The following is a 17,387-nucleotide window of genomic DNA, read 5'->3' as shown; positions in this document are numbered from 1 at the left end:
AGCTGTGATGCAAGGACTTTTCGGTCAGGTGAACAGATTGCGCCCATCCCATTGGGCCTTTATCGGCAGTCTGGTGTTGTCCTGGATTGCCGTGCACTTCGAGGTCACGGTCAGTAAGGACGCGGCCTTCTACCTTGATGCTGCGCAAACCTTCAACGAGCAAGGCGTGGCGGCGACACTGGCCAAGTTCAACTGGCCCTGGTTCCCGATACTGATCGGTGTGACCCATAGCGTTACCGGAGTCTCCCTGGAGGCTATCGGCTATCTCTGGTGCGCGCTTTTCATGGCCGGCACCTGCGCATTGTTGGTGGACGCGGTAACGCGACGAGTGCCTGGCGTGGGGGGATGGGCGTGTCTCGTGGTCCTGGCGATGCCGGCCTTCAATGGGTTTCGTGGTGAGATCCTTCGCGAGTTCGGCTTCTGGTTCTTCTCGACACTTGCGCTATGGCTGGCGCTGCGTTGGGAGGAGCGAGGTGGCTGGCTTGGCGGCATCCTGATTTCAGCCGCTGTGGCGATGGCCGCCCTGTTCCGACTGGAGGCCATCCTGTTGATGGGAGCCCTGTTCCTGTGGCGGCTGCCAGGCCTCCGCAGCGCCGCTGGCCTGCGCTCGATGCTGCAACTGGTGCTGATGCCGATGCTCCTCGGCGGCGCCGTCCTTGGCGGTCTGCTGGCGACCGACCGGCTCCCGCTGGAGCGGGCCCAGTACTACCTGGCGCTGCTGGACCCTCGCGTGATGTTCCATAACTTCTCGGCAATTGCCGAGCAATTGGGCTCTGAAGTTCTGCCGAAATACTCGGCAGACGATGCTGGGAAAATACTGTTCTTCGGTTTTCTCGCCACCTCAGTGCTGATGTTCATCAGGCTGCTTGGTCCGTTCGGTGTTCCCTTTCTGTTCCGCGATGGTTGGCGCAGCCTGCGCCCTTATCTGAAGTCCTTTTCGCCATTTGCCTGGGCGGGCGGGTTGTACTTCATCGTCTTGATGGTCTTCTACGTCCAGCAGTTCTTCATCAACTCTCGCTACACCAGCTTCCTCAACCTGTTGGCGGTTCCGCTCGCGATCCTGGCGATGGCGGAACTGGCTCGGCGTTTCCCGCGCGGGATCAAGGTGCTGGCATCGGTTGCAGTTGTGGTGATGCTGGCCAATGTGATCTCGCTGTCGGCTAAGAAAACCCACTACGTCGAAGCGGGCCACTGGCTGGCGCAGAATCTCCAGCGCAGCGACACCATCTACTACGAAGATCCGCGTATTCGCTATTACGCAGGGTGGGGCTATCACACCCCGGGTATGAGCCGTGAGGAGGCCATGAGCGATGAGCACGTTGCCGAGTTCCGCTACTACGCGATCGAGGTCAAGGCGGACGAGCCCTGGTTGAAGCCCTGGCTGGACAAGCATGGGCGTCGGATTCTGGCTGACTTCAAAAATGCCAAAGGCGCCACGGTGCTGGTGATCGGCAAGTGATCCGGGGTGAGGGGAGCGTCGAGCAGACGATCTCCTCAGTTCGGGTGAAGGCGCTGGATAGCGGATGCCAGGGACTTGGCCGACTCAGCGCTGCTGCCTTGCGCATAACCTTCGAGCAGGGCAGGGCGATGCTCCTTGACCAGCCATTGCACGTCTTCCTTGTAGCGAAGTATGTGCTGTAGGTTGCGGCGTCGCTTCCCGGCTGCCAGTGGATGTCCGCTGATGCGCATGTCCGAAAGGTCGATCAGGCCGAACTGGCCGTCAGGAAGCAGCAGTACATTGCCCAGGTGCAGCGAGCGGAAGTACACGCCGAGCTGATGCAGTCGCGCGAGGAACCGGCCGAAGCTCTGGACTTCAGAGTTGCGCCTGGCCGGCTCGAGGTCTCGCCAGTGATTACGCAGGGTGTCGCCGGGTAGCGGCTCGTAGAGCACGCCATTGGCTCGGTTCCGGGGCAACTGGAAGGTATCGATGATTACCGGTGCGGGAATGCCAAGGCTGACCAGCTGCCTGGCGTTATCGGCGAAGCGTTGCGCAGGAGGCGACCACAGGCTCGAAGAAAGCAGCCGTTTGCGGCGGAACAGCTTCAGGAAGCTGCCATTGGCCAGGCGCGCCACCTTGAGCCCATGACCATCGGCCTCGATGGTCTTGGCGCCTTGCAGCAGGGTCTCGAGTTCGGTTTCTCGCAGCGCTCTCATCAATCAGACTCTTCACATCGCGCCTGTGCGCGGGGATCGGTGACGGGGAGCCACCGGCCAGGCGGCATCTTAATTGATCCTCGGCTTAGGGGCAGCCACCGCTGTGGTAAGCTTTTCGGCCTTTTTCGGCAACGTCGACGTGTGAGCTCATGTCCGATCACCCCCTCAGCGCCTCCGGGGCCTCGAGTCTCAAGATCTACCTGCGACTGCTGGGCTACGTAAGGCCCTACATCGGCCTGTTCTTCATCAGCATCATCGGCTTCATCATCTTCGCCTCCACGCAGCCGATGCTGGGCGGGATGCTCAAGTACTTCGTCGACGGGCTGACCAACCCCGATGCCGTGCTGTTTCCCAACGTGCCCTATGTCGGGGACCTGAAGCTTCTGCAGGCCGTGCCACTGCTGATTGTGCTGATTGCCGCCTGGCAGGGTCTCGGGTCCTTTCTGGGCAACTATTTCCTGGCCAGGGTCTCCCTTGGCCTGGTGCACGATCTGCGGGTGGCCCTGTTCAACAACCTGCTGGTGCTGCCCAACCGCTACTTCGACAGCCATAACTCGGGCCACCTGATTTCCCGGATCACCTTCAACGTCACCATGGTCACAGGTGCGGCGACCGATGCGATCAAGGTGGTGATCCGCGAGGGCATGACCGTGATCTTCCTGTTCGCCACGCTGCTGTGGATGAACTGGAAGCTGACGCTGGTCATGCTGGCAATCCTGCCGCTGGTGGCACTGATGGTCAGCAGCGCCAGTCGCAAGTTCCGCAAGCAGAGCAAGAAGATCCAGGTTGCCATGGGAGACGTGACCCACGTGGCGTCCGAGACCATCCAGGGTTATCGCGTGGTGCGCAGCTTCGGTGGCGAGCCCTACGAGCAGGCGCGTTTCCTCAACGCCAGTGAGGGTAATACAAAGAAACAGCTGCGCATGACCAAGACGTCCGCCATCTACACGCCGATGCTGCAACTGGTGATCTTCTCCGCCATGGCGGTGTTGATGTTCCTGGTGCTGCTGCTGCGCGGCGATGCTTCGGCGGGGGACCTGGTGGCCTACATCACCATCGCGGGCCTATTGCCCAAGCCCATCCGGCAGCTTTCAGAAGTCAGCTCCACGGTGCAGAAAGGCGTCGCGGGTGCCGAAAGCATCTTTGAGCAGTTGGACGAAACACCCGAACTGGACGAGGGCACCGTCGAGCGCGAGCGCACCAGTGGCCGTCTCGACGTGCGTGACCTGAGCTTCCAGTACCCCGGCACGGACAAACCCGTATTGCAGGGCATCAGCTTTACCGCCGAGCCTGGACAGATGGTGGCGTTGGTCGGTCGCTCCGGCAGCGGCAAGTCGACCCTGGCCAATCTGATTCCGCGTTTCTACCACCACAATCAAGGACAGATCCTGCTGGATGGCGTGGATGTCGAGCAGTATCGCTTGCGCAACCTGCGCCGGCATATTGCGCTGGTGACCCAGCAGGTGACCCTGTTCAACGATTCGGTGGCGAACAACATCGCTTACGGTGACCTGGCCGGTACGCCGCGCGAGGAGATCGAACGCGCGGCCGAGGCGGCGTACGCCCGGGAGTTCGTCGACAAGCTGCCGCAGGGCTTCGATACCGAAGTCGGTGAAAACGGCGTGTTGCTCTCTGGCGGCCAGCGCCAGCGCCTGGCAATTGCCCGTGCCTTGCTGAAGAACGCCCCGGTGCTGGTGCTGGACGAGGCGACTTCGGCGTTGGACACAGAGTCCGAGCGGCATATCCAGGCGGCCCTGGACCGGGTCATGAGCGGGCGCACCACGTTGGTGATCGCCCACCGCTTGAGCACGATCGAGAAAGCCCACCTGATCCTGGTCATGGATCAGGGGCGGATCGTCGAGCGCGGTACCCATGCCGAGCTGCTGGCGCAGAATGGTTACTACGCGCGCCTGCATGCCAATCAGTTCGCTGAGGAAGGTGTTGCCGAAGCGAAATGATCGGCGGCAAATTGCCTCCAGGGGCGGACATGCCGTGTGGCAGGGGGCTCCGAGCGCTTCCTACCCGTCTGCCAGCTGATTCGGGAACTCTGGGCTGTAGAGCTGCTATGTTATGATCCGCGCCGTTTTTGACGCTCGGAGACACCATGAAGCTGTCCATGCCCCGTTTCGATCAGGCCCCCGTTCTGGTGGTGGGCGACGTCATGCTCGACCGTTACTGGCATGGTGGCACGTCGCGTATTTCGCCCGAAGCGCCGGTCCCGGTGGTCAAGGTCGATCAGATCGAGGACCGCCCAGGCGGGGCGGCCAACGTTGCCCTGAACATCGCAGCCCTTGGCGCACCCGCCACGCTGATCGGTATCACCGGTACCGACGAGGCTGCCGATAGCCTGACCGACAGCTTGCAGGCCGCGGGCGTGGCCGTGCATTTTCAGCGTCTCGCGCAGCAGCCGACCATCGTCAAGCTGCGGGTCTTGAGCCGCCATCAGCAACTGTTGCGAATGGACTTCGAGCAAGCCTTCGACACTGATGCCGAGGCGGTGGCGTCCGATGTCGAGCGTCTGCTCTCCACGGCCAAGGTGCTGGTGCTGTCCGATTACGGCAAGGGCGCGCTGAAGAACCATCAGGTGCTGATCCAGGCCGCTCGTCGCGCGGGTGTCCCGGTGTTGGCCGACCCCAAGGGCAAGGACTTCGGCATCTACCGGGGCGCCAGCCTGATCACCCCCAACCTCAGCGAGTTCGAAGCCATTGTCGGCAACTGCGCAGACGAGGCCGACCTGGTGGCCAAGGGCGCCGCGCTGATGCAGGAACTTGAGTTGGGCGCGCTGCTGGTGACCCGTGGCGAGCATGGCATGACTCTGCTACGCCCTGGTCATCAGGCACTGCACCTGCCGGCCCGCGCCCGCGAGGTGTTCGACGTCACTGGCGCCGGTGATACCGTGATTTCTACCCTGGCGGCTGCCTTGGCTGCCGGTGAAGACCTGCCGCAGGCCGTGGCCCTGGCCAACCTGGCTGCTGGCATCGTGGTCGGCAAGCTGGGTACTGCGGCCATCAGCGCTCCCGAATTGCGTCGCGCGGTACAGCGCGAGCAAGGCTCGGAGCGCGGCGTTCTTGGCCTGGAACAGCTGCTGGTCGCGATAGAGGATGCCCGGGCCCACGGCGAGAAGATCGTTTTCACCAATGGCTGTTTCGACATTCTTCATGCGGGTCATGTGACCTACCTGGAACAGGCTCGGGCTCAAGGCGACCGCCTGGTGCTGGCGGTCAATGACGATGCGTCGGTCAGCCGCCTCAAGGGGCCGGGCCGGCCCATCAACAGCGTGGAGCGACGCATGGCCGTGCTGGCTGGCCTTGGCGCAGTGGATTGGGTGGTCAGCTTTACCGAGGACACCCCCGAGCGGTTGCTGGCCCAGATCAAGCCGGACGTACTGGTCAAAGGTGGCGACTACGGCATCGATCAGGTGGTTGGCGCCGATATCGTCCGGGCTTATGGCGGTGAGGTCAGGGTGCTCGGACTGGTGGAGAACAGTTCGACCACCGCAATCGTCAACAGGATTCGCGATCGTTCCTGAGGGCTCTTGGGGAGCTCTTTTTTGAACGCGCGGGCTGTCATGGGCGTAGCTGATCCGTGCCGCCATGAAGTGGACACAAAGATAAGACTGCCGATCTGTAATTCACTATTTCAATCGACAGTCGTTGATCAATAAAAGGTAACTTTGAATTATGTACATCATGGGGATTCATACGGGGCATGATGCGGGTGCGTGCCTATTTGCGGACGACAAGCTCCTGGCATTCTGCAAAGAGGAGCGTCTGAATCGGGTCAAGAATGATGGCGGTTTCTTCGATCTGCAATCAGTGGATGAAGTGCTGCGGATTGCCGGTATCTCCCGTTCCCAGATTGATGTGATCGCGTTTACGCGGATGAAGTTCCCTGTGTCCTGTTTCAAGACCGGCGCACTCCCGTTCAGAGATGTTCGTCGGAAGATGCTCAACCAGCAGCGTGATCGCTCGCTGGGGTCGCTGATGATGCGTACCAGGAACCTGGATGCAGAAACGTTCCTCGACCTTCCCAAGTTGCGCCAACACATGGGCCTGCGGGCCGATGTCGCCATGCACTTCGCCAACCACCATCGTGCGCATGTGATGTCGTCACTGCGCTATTGCGACTGGTCTGGCGATACCCTCCTGGTGAGCTGTGATGGCGGTGGCGATGCCGCGCAATACTCAGCGTACCTGCTTGCCGATCAGCAACTGAAACTGATCTGGGGCGGCGAAGAAACGCTGCTCGACCAGCCACAGAACGAAGGCGCCTCCATTGGGCTGGCCTACGCCTATGCGACCGCTGCCTGTGGTTTCAAACCAAACCGCCATGAAGGCAAGTTGACCGGTCTTGCGGCCTTCGGTCAGCCGAAGGTGGCCGATCAGATCGTTGCGCTGTTCCCGATCGATGACGACGGCCGAATCTACACCGAGTTGGCGGACAACAAGGCCCTGCATGCAGCGCTTGGCGAAATGTTCCGGGGCCTTTCCAACGAAGACATCGCCGCATCCATCCAGGTGGGTACCGAACGGGTGGTGTTGCGCTGGTTGCAGGCACTGCTGAAGAAGAACCCGGCCAAGTACATCGCCATGAGTGGCGGCGTATTTTCCAATGTGCGCCTGAATCAGCTGGTTGCGGCATTGCCGGAGATCGAAGAAGTCTTCATTTTCCCGGCAATGGGCGATGAAGGGCTGCCAGTCGGTGCTTGTGTCGACTACTGGGTGGCGACGCGTGGGCTCGCCAATTTGACGCGTGATCGCCTGGATCACCTGTATTTTGGATGGCCCTACACCGGTGAGGACTTGCTCAGCGCTGGCGAACGGCTCGGCTTCCGGGTCGAACGCGAGTCCGGCTATGTCGAGAAAACCGCCCAGCTACTTGCTGATAACTGGGTGGGAGCGATCTTCTATGGCGCCATGGAGATGGGCCCACGTGCCCTTGGCGCGCGGACTATCCTGGCGAGCCCGGCGCAGCGTGAAGTCAACGACAGCATCAACAAGCGTTTGCAGCGCACTGAGTTCATGCCTTTTGCACCTTATGTCCTGGATGTCGATGCCGAGCGCGTGTACGACATCAACCAGCGGAATCGATACGCCTGCCGGTTCATGACGATCACCACCAAGGTCAATCCCGAGTGGGCAGACAAGATTCCGGCGGTGGTGCATGTCGATGGCACCGCGAGACCGCAGATCATCGAGCGCGCGAGCAATCCGCTGTACTACGACATCCTGCAGGCGTTCAAGGTGAAGACCGGACTGCCAACCTTGGTGAATACCAGCTTCAACGCCCACGAAGAGCCGATCATCAATACGCCGGAAGAGGCCCTGCAGGCCCTTGCCGACAACCGGATCGACTTCCTGGTCTGCGATGGCGGCCTGGTATTCCCAGGCGCTGCACACGGCTCGGATCGCTCGGCACCGTCCAGCTGACACGCCAGCCGCGAACGCCACTGACGACAACGCCTTGCGGTTTGAATCCGCAGGGCGTTGTCGTTTGTGGCCAGAGCCAGGCTGGATCTGGCTGACCTGCCAATTGCCAGAGGCAAGGCGGTCATAGTCGCCGACAATCCCTGCGCGCATTCTCCTGACATCGTCAGTTGCAGGGAATGAGACACCAGGGCCTCCTCCCCGCAGGGCCGCGCCCTGGCCGTTCTGAGTCTCGTGGCCCAGGCCCATTGGCCGGATCACCCGAAGTTGCGCAAGGCTTTCTGAAAACTCATCTACAGCGGCAGTCGTGCCGGCTTCCGACAGGCTGCCCGGCGCGCGGTGAAAACACCACTTCTGGGCAGCCCGGACGACCTGCTCGAGCTGACGCTCTCCGATGAACAGCAGATGCTCGTCGGCATGCTCAAAGGCTTCGCCCAAGACGTGCTGTGCCCGGCGGCTCATGAAGTGGACGCCCAGGCTACCGTTCCGGCGTAACGGCTCAACCACGTCCATGAACTGGGGCTGACTCAGTATGGCGTGAGTGATGCCGAGGCGACCTGGCATCGCCTGGAGGCCGAATGGGACGCGGCCCGGCTGCTGGCGCTGAAGGCTGCGTGGATGGCCGACAACAAGCAGCCCAATTCGAAAGAGGCCTCCATCGCCAAAGCCAAGGCTGGGGCATTGGGGTACGGCGAGGACGAGCTGCTGGGGATATGGGCCCGTGATTCCAAGATCCTCGATGTCTTCGAGGGTACCCAGCAGATTCAACTGCTGATCGTTGCGCGGCGGCTGCTCGGCAAGACTTCCAGCGAGCTGAAGTAGCCCGGTGGCGCTGCCCTGATCGTAGCCCGGACTTCAGTTCGGGTTCCCCTATTGAACTACAGGCTAAGGCGCTGGATCTTGTTCGCCTGGCTCAGCAGGCTTTGCGGCTGCTGCAGGCTTTTGCAGCACCGTTGTTTGCCAACCAGTCCTTCCAACGCACCCGTTCTTCGCGTACCAGCCAGCCATCGGCTTCGGCGAAGCTTTCCGACAGCCAGACGCCGCGGGTGCTTGCTGGTTTCAGCTCGCCCTTGAGCAATGTCAGCAACTCGCCCGTGGGTTTGCCCTGGGCCAGCGGCAGCAGGTAGATGTCCGGGCGGCGGCGCTGCAGGCAGGCCACCAATTCGCCATCCTGCAGCGTTTCGTCGACGTGGAAGAGGCTCACGTGACGGCTGTCCCTAGGCAGCTCCAGGCGCAGGTCGTAGACCAGTTGCAGCGACGCAGTAGGCAGGTGCACATAGGCCTGGGGGCGCTCCAGCAGGGTCAGGCTTCCGGTTCGTACCGGCCGCGCGGCACCTGACAGCGGGCTCAGGCGGAAATGGTTGGCCTGACGATAATGCAGGGTTTTCTGATAGGGCGTCGGCAGCCAGGTGTCGCCGAAGCGACCGGCCAGCCAGCCTTCGGGCGTTTCGATCAGGCACTCTTCAGCCACTTCCTGAATGGCGGTGAGCAGCGGCAGGTTCAGTTCGTGGGCTGGCACATAGCCGGAGATCAGCTTGAGGACGGTATCACCGCGGTCTTGGCGGCGCTGGCGCACTACCAGCCAATAATCGCGCCCCTGCAGGCCGAGGGTGAGGCGCACCGAAACCCCCAGGTTGGCCAACTCCACCGCAAAACGCCGGCTGTCGTTCACTTGTACTGGCCGGCGGCGTTCCAGCATCTGCGAGAAGTTCAGCGGCCGCCCCAGGCTCTGGTAGCTCAGGGCGTCGGCGCTGGCCTCGACATGTAGAGGCAGTGTCTTGAAGGCGCTGGGGTCTTTCCGGTCAAGGATTCGCGGCATGTCGGCTCCTTCTTGCGTCGGGGTCGGCCGCGAATGCGGCGCTAGCTCAGGCTGCTGATCACTGCGGCGGCCGTCGCAACATTATGGGACAGATGCAGCGGATTGATGGTCCCGATTATCGCGCTGGTCACCCCGGGGTGACCAAAGATCAGCTCGAAACTGGCCCGCACCGGGTCGACGCCGGCGCCCAAGCAGGCATGGCCGCTGGCCAGGGCCTTCTTGATCAGGATGCCCTTGCCATGCTGGGCCGCGTAGTCCAGCACCGGCTTCTCGCCCTGTTCGGCGAGGTTGTAGGTAACCATGGCGCAATCGCCCTGTTGCAGCGCCAGAAGGCCTCCTTCGACGGTCTTGCCCGAGAGCCCGAAAGCTCGGATCTTGCCGGCCTGTTTCAGCTCGGCGAGGGTCTCGAGGACTCCGCTCTCCTGCAGGATGGCGACGTCGTTGCCGTCCGAGTGGATCAGCATCAGGTCGATGAAGTCGGTTTCCAAGCGTTTGAGGCTGCGCTCCACCGAGAAACGGGTGTGTTCGGGGCTGAAGTCGAAGCGCGATTGGCCCGCTTCGAACTCTTCGCCCACTTTGCTGACGATCACCCAGTCTTCACGCTGGCCGCGCAGCAGCGGACCGAGCCGCTCCTCGCTGCGCCCATACGCCGGCGCGGTGTCGATCAGGTTGATGCCCAAGTCGCGGGCCATGGCCAATAGCTGGCGGGCCTCGGTGTCGTCGGGAATGGTGAAACCATTGGGGTACTTCACGCCTTGGTCGCGGCCAAGCTTCACGGTGCCTAGGCCCAGCGGCGAGACCATCAGGCCGGTACTGCCGAGCGGGCGATGGAAGGGGTGCAGGCTGGTCATCCGAGCAGTTCCTCCCAGGCCGGCTGCGCCAGCGGTGGGCGGGGCAGGGCGGGTAAAGGCGCATGTGAAGAGGGGGCCACGCCGTCGCGGGCGAGGGCGGCCAGCACGCGGTCGGTGAAGTCGGGTGCCAGGGCCAGCTTGGTCGGCCAGCCGACCAGCAGGCGACCATGTTCGCTGAGGAAGGCGTTGTCCGGGCGAACCAGGCCGGACTGTGCGGGCTCCGCGCGGTCGACGCGCAGCGTGGCCCACTGTGCGGCCGACAGATCGATCCACGGCAGCAACTGGCGCAGCTCCTGTTCGGCGGCGGCGATTTGCTCGGTTTCGTTGCGGGCTACGCCGTCAGCTTCGGCCAGGTCGCCCCCGAGGTACCAGACCCACTGGCCATCGGCAGCGGGGTGGCTGGTCACGGTCACGCGTGGTTTCGGCCCGCCGCCCAGGCAGTGGGCGTAGAGCGGTTTCAGGCTCGGTGCCTTGACCATGACCATATGCAGCGGGCGGCGCTGCATGGCGGGTTGCTGCAGGCCCAGGGCATGCAGCAGGGCCTGGTTGCCGGCGCCGGCGCTGAGCACGATGCGCTGCGCGCGGACTTCACGGCCGTCGAGGCGCAGGCCGGCCAACAGGCCCTCTTCCAACAGCGGCTCGACCTCGCGTGCAGCGAGCAGTCCGTCGCCGGCCAGGTCCGCTAACCGCGCAATCAGGCTGGGCACGTCCAGCACCAGTTCAGCGAGGCGGTAGACCTTGCCCTTGAATTTCGGGTGTTGCAGCGCCGGCGGCAGGGCATCGCCCTTGACCTGGTCGACGCGGCCGCGCACGGCCTTGCTGGCGAAGAAACTGGTGAGGTTGCCGGCCAAGGTGCCGGGTGACCATAGGTAGTGCGCATCGGAAAGCAGGCGTACGCCGGTGAGGTCCAGTTCGCCGTTGCCCGCGAGGGCTTCGCGCCAGCGGCGCGGCATATCGGCGATCGCTTCCGAGGCGCCGGTGAGGGCGCCGTGCAGTGCGTACTTGGCGCCGCCGTGGATGATGCCCTGGGATTTCACGCTCTGGCCGCCGCCGAGGCTGGCGTTCTCTACCAGCAGGGTGGCGAAGCCCTGGCGGCGGAGGCTCGCGTTGAGCCAGAGGCCGGCGATGCCGCCGCCGAGGATGAGGACGTCGGTGGAAAGGGGCTGGGGCATGGGAGCGCCTCAAGGGAAAACAGGCGCGCAGTATAACCTGTCGGCCGCAGGCGTCAGACGGGCGCCCCAGACTGTGTGAAAACTACCGCGTTCGGTTATGCAGCGTTGAACACAGGCTGAGACGCGGCGGTTGTGGGTCAGTGGCCGGTGCTGTTGGAAAACAGCTGGATCACTACCACCCCGGAGACGATCAGGCCCATCCCGAACACGGCCGGTGCATCCAGCTTCTGCTGGTAAAGAACGAGTGCGGCGATGCTGACCAGCACGATGCCCAGCCCCGCCCAGACCGCGTAGGCAATTCCCACCGGGATGCTGCGCACTACAAGGGTCAGCATCCAGAAGGCAATGGCGTAGCCACCGATCACGAGCAGCAGCGGCAGCGGCTTGTTGAAGCCGTCGATGGCCTTCATGGAGGTGGTGGCGACGACTTCGGCAGCGATAGCGATAGCGAGGTAGATGTAGCCGGTCATGGTCAGGTCCTCCCGTTCAATGAGGAGGAATTCTAAGTTCTCCAGCGATGGGGTAAAGTCATTACCTATCTGTTAATGAGATAGGTTGATCTGATCATGCAGTGGAATCTTGAGCAAATCCGACTTTTTGTCAGTGTCGCCGAAGGGCAGTCTTTTTCTGCGGTGGCCAGGCAGCTGCGGCGAGCGCAATCGGCGGTCAGCAGCGGCATCGCGCTGCTCGAGGAGGATCTGGGTGTGCAGTTGTTCGACCGCAGCAGCGGCCGGCAGCCGCGTTTGACGGACGCTGGGCGAGCACTGCTGGAAGAGGCGCGGGAGGTCCTGCGCCAGTGCCAGCGCCTTGAAGGACGAGCCCTGGGACTGGCACGCGGTGAAGAGGCGCGGTTGCGCCTGGCACAGGACGAGGCCATGCCCTACCAGCCGGTGCTGTCCAGCCTGGATGCGCTGGGCCGGGCATTCCCGCTGCTGGAAGTACAGTTGGCCAGTGGCGCTCAGGGCGACGTAGCGCGCAAACTGCTCGAGCGGCGGGCCGACCTGGGGTTGCTGTTCCACCATGAGCAAATGCCCGATGCGCTGGAACGTCAGCGTCTGGGCACCATCGAAATGGTGACCGTCTGCGGCGCGGGGCATCCCCTGGCCGCCTCCACCTCCGCCTATGCCGATCGCCGCGAGCTGGCGCGCCATCGCCAGTTGTTGATGTCGCCTCAGGATAGTCACTACCCAGGCGGGGAACAGCTCAGCCCGCAGGTGTGGCGCGCCGACAGCTTCTACGTCATGGCCGAACTGCTGATGCGCGACCTGGGCTGGGCCTGGCTGCCGCGCCATGTGGCGCAGTACCCGGCTTACCAGGACCATCTGATCGAACTACGCAGCGACTGGACGCCACCGTCGCTGGTGGTGGAGTTGGTGTGTCGGCGCGATGAGGCCCTGGGGCCTGCCGCACTCTGGCTAGCAGACAGCCTCGCGGAGCACCTGCACGCGATGGGTTGAGCATGTTGGTGATGCCATCGACGTCGAGTCACGCTAAGCTCCGCGCCCATGAATCGCACCCTCTATACCTTGCTCTTCCATCTCGGGCTGCCGCTGGTTGCGGCGCGCCTGGCTTGGCGGGCCTGGCGCGCGCCGGCCTATGCGCGGCGCATCCGCGAGCGCTTCGCCTTTGGCCTCGGGACTCTCAAGCCTGGCGGCATCTGGGTCCACGCCGTCTCGGTGGGCGAAAGCATCGCTGCAGCACCCATGGTGCGTGCCCTGCAGGCGCGCTATCCGGGCCTGCCGATCACCATCACCTGCATGACGCCGACGGGCTCGGAGCGTATCCAGGCGCTGTTCGGCGACTCTGTGCAGCACTGCTACCTGCCGTATGACCTGCCTTGGGCAGCGGCCCGCTTCCTCGATCGCGCGCGGCCGAAACTGGCGGTGATCATGGAAACGGAACTGTGGCCGAACCATATCCATCAATGTGCCAGGCGCGGGATTCCGGTCGCGCTGGCCAACGCGCGCCTGTCAGAGCGCTCGGCCCGTGGCTACGCGCGTTTCCAAAAGCTGACTGGGCCGATGCTGGCGGAGCTGAGCTGGATCGCCGTTCAGACCGAGGCCGAGGCGGAGCGTTTCCGGCGTTTGGGCGCGCGGCCTGAATGTGTTGGCGTGACCGGATCGATCAAATTCGACCTCCACATAGATCCAAACCTCACAGCCCGAGCGCTCGAGTTGCGTGTGCAGTGGGCGACGACTCAGCGGCCAACCTGGATCGCCGCCAGCACTCACGCCGGCGAAGACGAGGTCATCCTGGCTGCCCATCGCCAATTGCTGCATGAACGGCCAGATGCCTTGCTGATCCTGGTGCCACGCCATCCAGAGCGCTTCGACTCTGTCTTCGAGCTGTGCCGTCGTGAGGGGCTGGTCACGGTGCGTCGCTCCAGTGGTGCGCCGGTGACGGGCGAAACCCAGATGTTGCTGGGCGACACCATGGGTGAGCTGCTCTTCCTCTATGCCTTGGTCGATGTCGCCTTCGTCGGCGGCAGCCTGGTGCCCAACGGCGGGCACAACCTGCTGGAGCCAGCCGCGCTTGGCAAGCCGGTGCTGGCAGGTCCGCACCTGTTCAACTTCCTCGAGATCTCCGCGCAATTGCGCGAGGCGGGGGCGCTGCTCGAAGTGACGGATGCCGGAGAGCTTGCGACTCAGGTTGCCGGGCTCTGGAACGATGCTGCCGGCACGGCTGCCATGCGTGAAGCCGGCCTGGCAGTGCTGAGGGCCAACCAGGGTTCGCTGGAGAGGCTGCTGGCGGGACTTTCGCGCTTGCTTGGCTCCCGATAGGCGTTTCTGCTCTTTATGAGCGTGATCTGTCTCAAAACGTTGGCGGCGTGATCACCCAGAGCACCAGGGTGTCGCGGTCGCCGGGGTTGCCGTAGCGGTGTGGCTCCTGGCTGGAGAAGCTGAAGCTGTCGCCCTCCTGCAACAGGAAGTGCTTGTCGCCCACCCAAAGCTCGAATTCCCCGCTGAGGATGTAGCCGGCTTCCTCACCTTCGTGGCTGTAGCTTTCTTCGCTGTAGGCGCCTGGCGGGAACCGCGAATGGAGAATTTCCAACTGGCGGCTGGGCTGCGGGCTGAGTAGTTCATCAATGATGCCGTCTTCGTAATGCAGGCTCATCCGGCTGTTGCGGCGTACCACGTAGCCTTTGTCGGCTTCCGTGGTGTTGGCCTCGCTGGCGAAGAACCACTGGATGGTCACCCCGAGGCTGCGGGCGATGTTGAACAGCGCAGGGATCGAGGGGTAGGCCAGATTGCGTTCCAACTGGCTGATATAGCCGGCCGTGAGGTTGCTCTGTTCGGCCAGTTCGCTAAGGGTCATGCCCCGGCGTTTGCGCAGGGCGCGAATGCGCGTGCCGAGAAACTGGCTTTCGGCTGGGGTGGCGGCATTCGGCGATGGCAAGCTGGGACTCATGGTTCCTCCGGTCCGGGCGCGGCGATCGCGGCATTGTAAGGCAGCCGCGACCACGCGTGGCCGTCAGATCTCCCAGGCGACTTTCAGCCCCTCGTAGATGGCTTCTTCCACGGTGCGCGGCGCCATGCAGTCGCCGATCCGCTTGAAGGGCACCAAGCCCTGCAACTCGGTACCGAGGTCGTCCACCGGCTCGTGGCCCTGGCAGAGCACCAGGGTGTCGACCTCTTCGAAGAGCATGGCCTCGCCGCTGGCAGAGTGCAGTGTGTAGACGGTGCTGTCGTCATAACCGTAGAGGCGGGCGTAGGGCGTGACGGCGATGCCCAGTCGATGCAGTTCGCCGGCCATCTGGTCACGGACGTAAAGCGGCAGGCTTTCCCCGCAATGCGTACCGCTGACCGCCAGGCGCACCTGATGGCCGTCGCGTGCCAGGCGTTCCGCGATACCCGGGGCGATCCAGTCGCCGCGCCAATCGCTGACCAGCACCGATTGGCCGAGTTGTACCTCTCCCCGCAACACTTGCCAGGCATCCACCACCTGCAGGTCGCCGCCTTGTTCCAGGGTTGGCCAATACGGCTTGGCGCCGGTGGCGAGTATCACCAGATCGGGCCGTTCCTGTTCCACTAGCGCACGGTCGACGCGGGTGTTGCGTCGTACTTGTACGCCGGCCAGTTCCATTTCGCGTTGCAGGTTGGTGGCCGCGCCACCGAACTCGCTGCGGCGGGGCAGCAGTTGCGCCAGCAGGACCTGGCCGCCCAGTTGGGTGCTGGCCTCAAAGAGGGTGACTTCATGCCCGCGCTGGGCGGCGACGGCGGCCGCCTTCATTCCGGCCGGACCGCCGCCGACCACCATTACGCGCTTGCGCTGGGTAGTCGGATTGGGTTTGCCATATTGCAGTTCGCGGCCGGTTTCCGGGTGCTGGATGCAGGAGATCGGGTAGCCACGGTGGAAGTGGCCGATGCAGGCCTGGTTGCAGCCGATGCAGGCACGGACGTCGTCATGCCGGCCGGCAGCAGCTTTGTTCGGCATCAGCGGGTCGCAGATCAGTGCGCGGGTCATGCCGCAGACGTCGGCCTGGCCGCGGGCGATGATCAGTTCGGCCTCCTGCGGCTGGTTGATACGCCCGGTGACGAACAGCGGAATCTCCAGGCGTGCCTTGAAGCTGGCCGCGGTCGGCGCCAGGTAGGCCGCCTCGATGGCCATGGGTGGCACGATATGGACGGCGCCGCCGAGGGAGGCGGAAGTGCCGGCGACGATGTGCACGTAGTCCAGCTGGCCTTGCAGAGCTAGCACCGCGCTTAAGGATTCGTCTTCGGTCAGGCCCGCGATGTCGCGCTCATCGGCGGAAATTCGTAGGCCGACGATGAAGTCCTTGGTGCACTCGGCACGTACGGCCGCGATCACCTCGCGGAGGAAGCGCAGACGAGCGTCGAGGTCGCCGTTGTAAGCATCGGTTCGGCGATTCACCCGAGGGTTGAGGAACTGCGCCGGCAGGTAGCCGTGGCTCGCGACGATCTCCACGCCATCCAGGCCCGCCTGGCACAGACGCCGGGCGGCGGCGCCGTAGCCGGCGACGATTTCATCGATCATCGCCTGGTCGAGGGCGCGCGGCATGACACGGAAACGCTCGTTCGGCGAGGCCGAGGCGGACCAGGCGACGGCTAGCAGGCCATCGCTGGATTCCATGATTTCCCGCCCCGGGTGAAATATCTGCGAGAGCACGACAGTGCCCTGCTGGTGGCAGGCCTCGGCAATGCGCCGGTAGCCGTCGATGCAGGCATCGTCGGTAGCCATCAGCACATGGGAGGTGTAGCGCGCACTGTCGTGAACGCCGGCCACCTGCAGCACAATCAGGCCGACACCGCCCTCGGCGCGGGCGCGGTGATAGGCGATCAACTGATCGTTGACCAGGTTGTCGGCGGGCATCGAGGTGTCGTGCCCGCTGGACATGATGCGGTTCTTCAGGCGCTTGCCGCGAATCTCCAAGGGCTCGAAGAGGTGGGGAAAGGCCGATGCGGGACTGGTCATGGGCGGGATCCTTCTGAGTGAGGCGATCAGGCGTTGCGGGTTTGCCAATCGACGGGGTAGAGCGCGTAGAACACGCAGGCGTGGTCGCCCTCATAGGCCAACAGCGTGCGCTCCGGGACCCAGATAACGTCGCCTGGCGCAGCCTCGATCAGGCGATCACCCAGACGCAGGCGGAAGCGGCCTTCCAGCACCACGATCAGCTCGTCGTAGAGCACCGTCCAGCTGATGGAACAGTTGTCGAAGCGTGCCAGGCCCGCGCCCATGGTGCTGCTGGCTTCGGTGCCGATCAGCCGGCAGATCGCGGCGCGCTCCAGCGGCTGGCCAGAGTAAGGCTGGAAGGTCTGTTCGGCACGCTTGAAGTGAATGACGTCGGACATGGGGGGCTCCTGCGGCCGGACCCGGCCGGGTGTTGTTCTTGTGTTTTCATTAGAAATTTACCATAAGTAAAAAATCAACTTGTTTTTTTACTTATGGCTGGCTAGTTTTCCCTCAGCCCTCTTCCCGGGCGCTCTACAACAAAAACAAGAGGTGA

General features: G+C 63.4%; 15 protein-coding genes and 1 pseudogene. 8 read left to right on the top strand and 8 right to left on the bottom strand.

The genetic code is table 11. The features are described 5' to 3' along the window. The first annotated feature begins 7 nt into the window (after positions 1–7). Entirely contained in the window at positions 8–1,459 is a 1,452-nt protein-coding gene (locus J7302_RS05600; protein ID WP_215371599.1) for a hypothetical protein, read from the top strand. Between the two features lie 35 nt (positions 1,460–1,494). On the opposite strand, the gene J7302_RS05595 is transcribed toward J7302_RS05600, so the two are convergent. Then, complete coding sequence (locus J7302_RS05595; RefSeq protein ID WP_215371597.1) at positions 1,495–2,154, bottom strand: phosphotransferase; 660 nt, start codon at positions 2,152–2,154, stop codon at positions 1,495–1,497. A gap of 149 nt (positions 2,155–2,303) precedes the next feature. On the opposite strand from J7302_RS05595, the gene msbA reads away from it, so the two are divergent. From msbA to J7302_RS05570, 5 genes and pseudogenes are all read left to right on the top strand, one after another. Continuing rightward, positions 2,304–4,112, top strand: a complete 1,809-nt coding sequence (gene msbA / locus J7302_RS05590) for a lipid A export permease/ATP-binding protein MsbA (protein ID WP_215371595.1) — start codon at positions 2,304–2,306, stop codon at positions 4,110–4,112. A 146-nt stretch (positions 4,113–4,258) separates the two neighbouring features. Next, positions 4,259–5,683 carry a bifunctional D-glycero-beta-D-manno-heptose-7-phosphate kinase/D-glycero-beta-D-manno-heptose 1-phosphate adenylyltransferase HldE gene (gene hldE / locus J7302_RS05585; protein ID WP_215371592.1) on the top strand — a complete coding sequence of 475 codons (1,425 nt, stop codon included), beginning with the start codon at positions 4,259–4,261 and terminating at the stop codon, positions 5,681–5,683. Between the two features lie 151 nt (positions 5,684–5,834). Further along, entirely contained in the window at positions 5,835–7,583 is a 1,749-nt protein-coding gene (locus J7302_RS05580) for a carbamoyltransferase C-terminal domain-containing protein (protein WP_215371590.1), read from the top strand. 336 nt (positions 7,584–7,919) lie between these two features. Beyond that, positions 7,920–8,075: an acyl-CoA dehydrogenase family protein gene (locus J7302_RS05575; protein ID WP_215371588.1), complete on the top strand. Its 156-nt coding sequence runs from the start codon at positions 7,920–7,922 to the stop codon at positions 8,073–8,075. Positions 8,076–8,117: 42 nt separating this feature from the next. Beyond that, a pseudogene (locus J7302_RS05570) lies at positions 8,118–8,402 on the top strand (acyl-CoA dehydrogenase family protein); the annotation flags it as partial. Positions 8,403–8,493: 91 nt separating this feature from the next. On the opposite strand, the gene J7302_RS05565 reads toward J7302_RS05570, so the two are convergent. The 4 genes from J7302_RS05565 to J7302_RS05550 form a co-directional block, all read right to left on the bottom strand. Then, entirely contained in the window at positions 8,494–9,399 is a 906-nt protein-coding gene (locus tag J7302_RS05565; protein WP_215371586.1) for a metal ABC transporter ATPase, read from the bottom strand. Positions 9,400–9,440: 41 nt separating this feature from the next. Beyond that, on the bottom strand, positions 9,441–10,250 hold the full coding sequence (locus tag J7302_RS05560; RefSeq protein ID WP_215371583.1) for an aldo/keto reductase: 810 nt from the start codon (positions 10,248–10,250) through the stop codon (positions 9,441–9,443). Beyond that, positions 10,247–11,422 carry an FAD-dependent oxidoreductase gene (locus J7302_RS05555; protein WP_215371581.1) on the bottom strand — a complete coding sequence of 392 codons (1,176 nt, stop codon included), beginning with the start codon at positions 11,420–11,422 and terminating at the stop codon, positions 10,247–10,249. The genes J7302_RS05560 and J7302_RS05555 overlap by 4 nt, the downstream gene beginning before the upstream one ends. Positions 11,423–11,559: 137 nt before the next feature. Further along, a complete protein-coding gene (locus J7302_RS05550; protein ID WP_215371579.1) occupies positions 11,560–11,892 on the bottom strand; it encodes a DMT family transporter in 333 nt (110 codons plus the stop codon). Positions 11,893–11,988: 96 nt separating this feature from the next. On the opposite strand from J7302_RS05550, the gene J7302_RS05545 reads away from it, so the two are divergent. Together J7302_RS05545 and waaA are read left to right on the top strand one after the other, a co-directional pair. Beyond that, on the top strand, positions 11,989–12,879 hold the full coding sequence (locus J7302_RS05545) for a LysR family transcriptional regulator (RefSeq protein WP_215371577.1): 891 nt from the start codon (positions 11,989–11,991) through the stop codon (positions 12,877–12,879). A gap of 48 nt (positions 12,880–12,927) precedes the next feature. Further along, positions 12,928–14,202, top strand: coding sequence for a lipid IV(A) 3-deoxy-D-manno-octulosonic acid transferase (gene waaA, locus J7302_RS05540; protein WP_215371574.1), 1,275 nt, complete (start codon positions 12,928–12,930; stop codon positions 14,200–14,202). A gap of 31 nt (positions 14,203–14,233) precedes the next feature. On the opposite strand, the gene J7302_RS05535 is transcribed toward waaA, so the two are convergent. The 3 genes from J7302_RS05535 to J7302_RS05525 all read right to left on the bottom strand — a co-directional run bounded on the left by J7302_RS05535 (position 14,234) and on the right by J7302_RS05525 (position 17,232). After that, the gene (locus J7302_RS05535; protein ID WP_215371572.1) at positions 14,234–14,830 is read right to left on the bottom strand and encodes a cupin domain-containing protein; all 597 of its coding nucleotides are present in this window, start codon (positions 14,828–14,830) and stop codon (positions 14,234–14,236) included. A 63-nt stretch (positions 14,831–14,893) separates the two neighbouring features. Further along, entirely contained in the window at positions 14,894–16,855 is a 1,962-nt protein-coding gene (locus J7302_RS05530) for an oxidoreductase (RefSeq protein ID WP_215371570.1), read from the bottom strand. Between the two features lie 26 nt (positions 16,856–16,881). Beyond that, the gene (locus J7302_RS05525) at positions 16,882–17,232 is read right to left on the bottom strand and encodes a cupin domain-containing protein (RefSeq protein ID WP_215371568.1); all 351 of its coding nucleotides are present in this window, start codon (positions 17,230–17,232) and stop codon (positions 16,882–16,884) included. Between the last annotated feature and the right edge of the window lie 155 nt (positions 17,233–17,387).

The organism is Metapseudomonas boanensis (assembly GCF_018704125.1).
GTDB classification, from domain to species: Bacteria; Pseudomonadota; Gammaproteobacteria; order Pseudomonadales; family Pseudomonadaceae; genus Metapseudomonas; species Metapseudomonas boanensis.
This window is presented reverse-complemented; position numbering and strand designations above follow the sequence as displayed.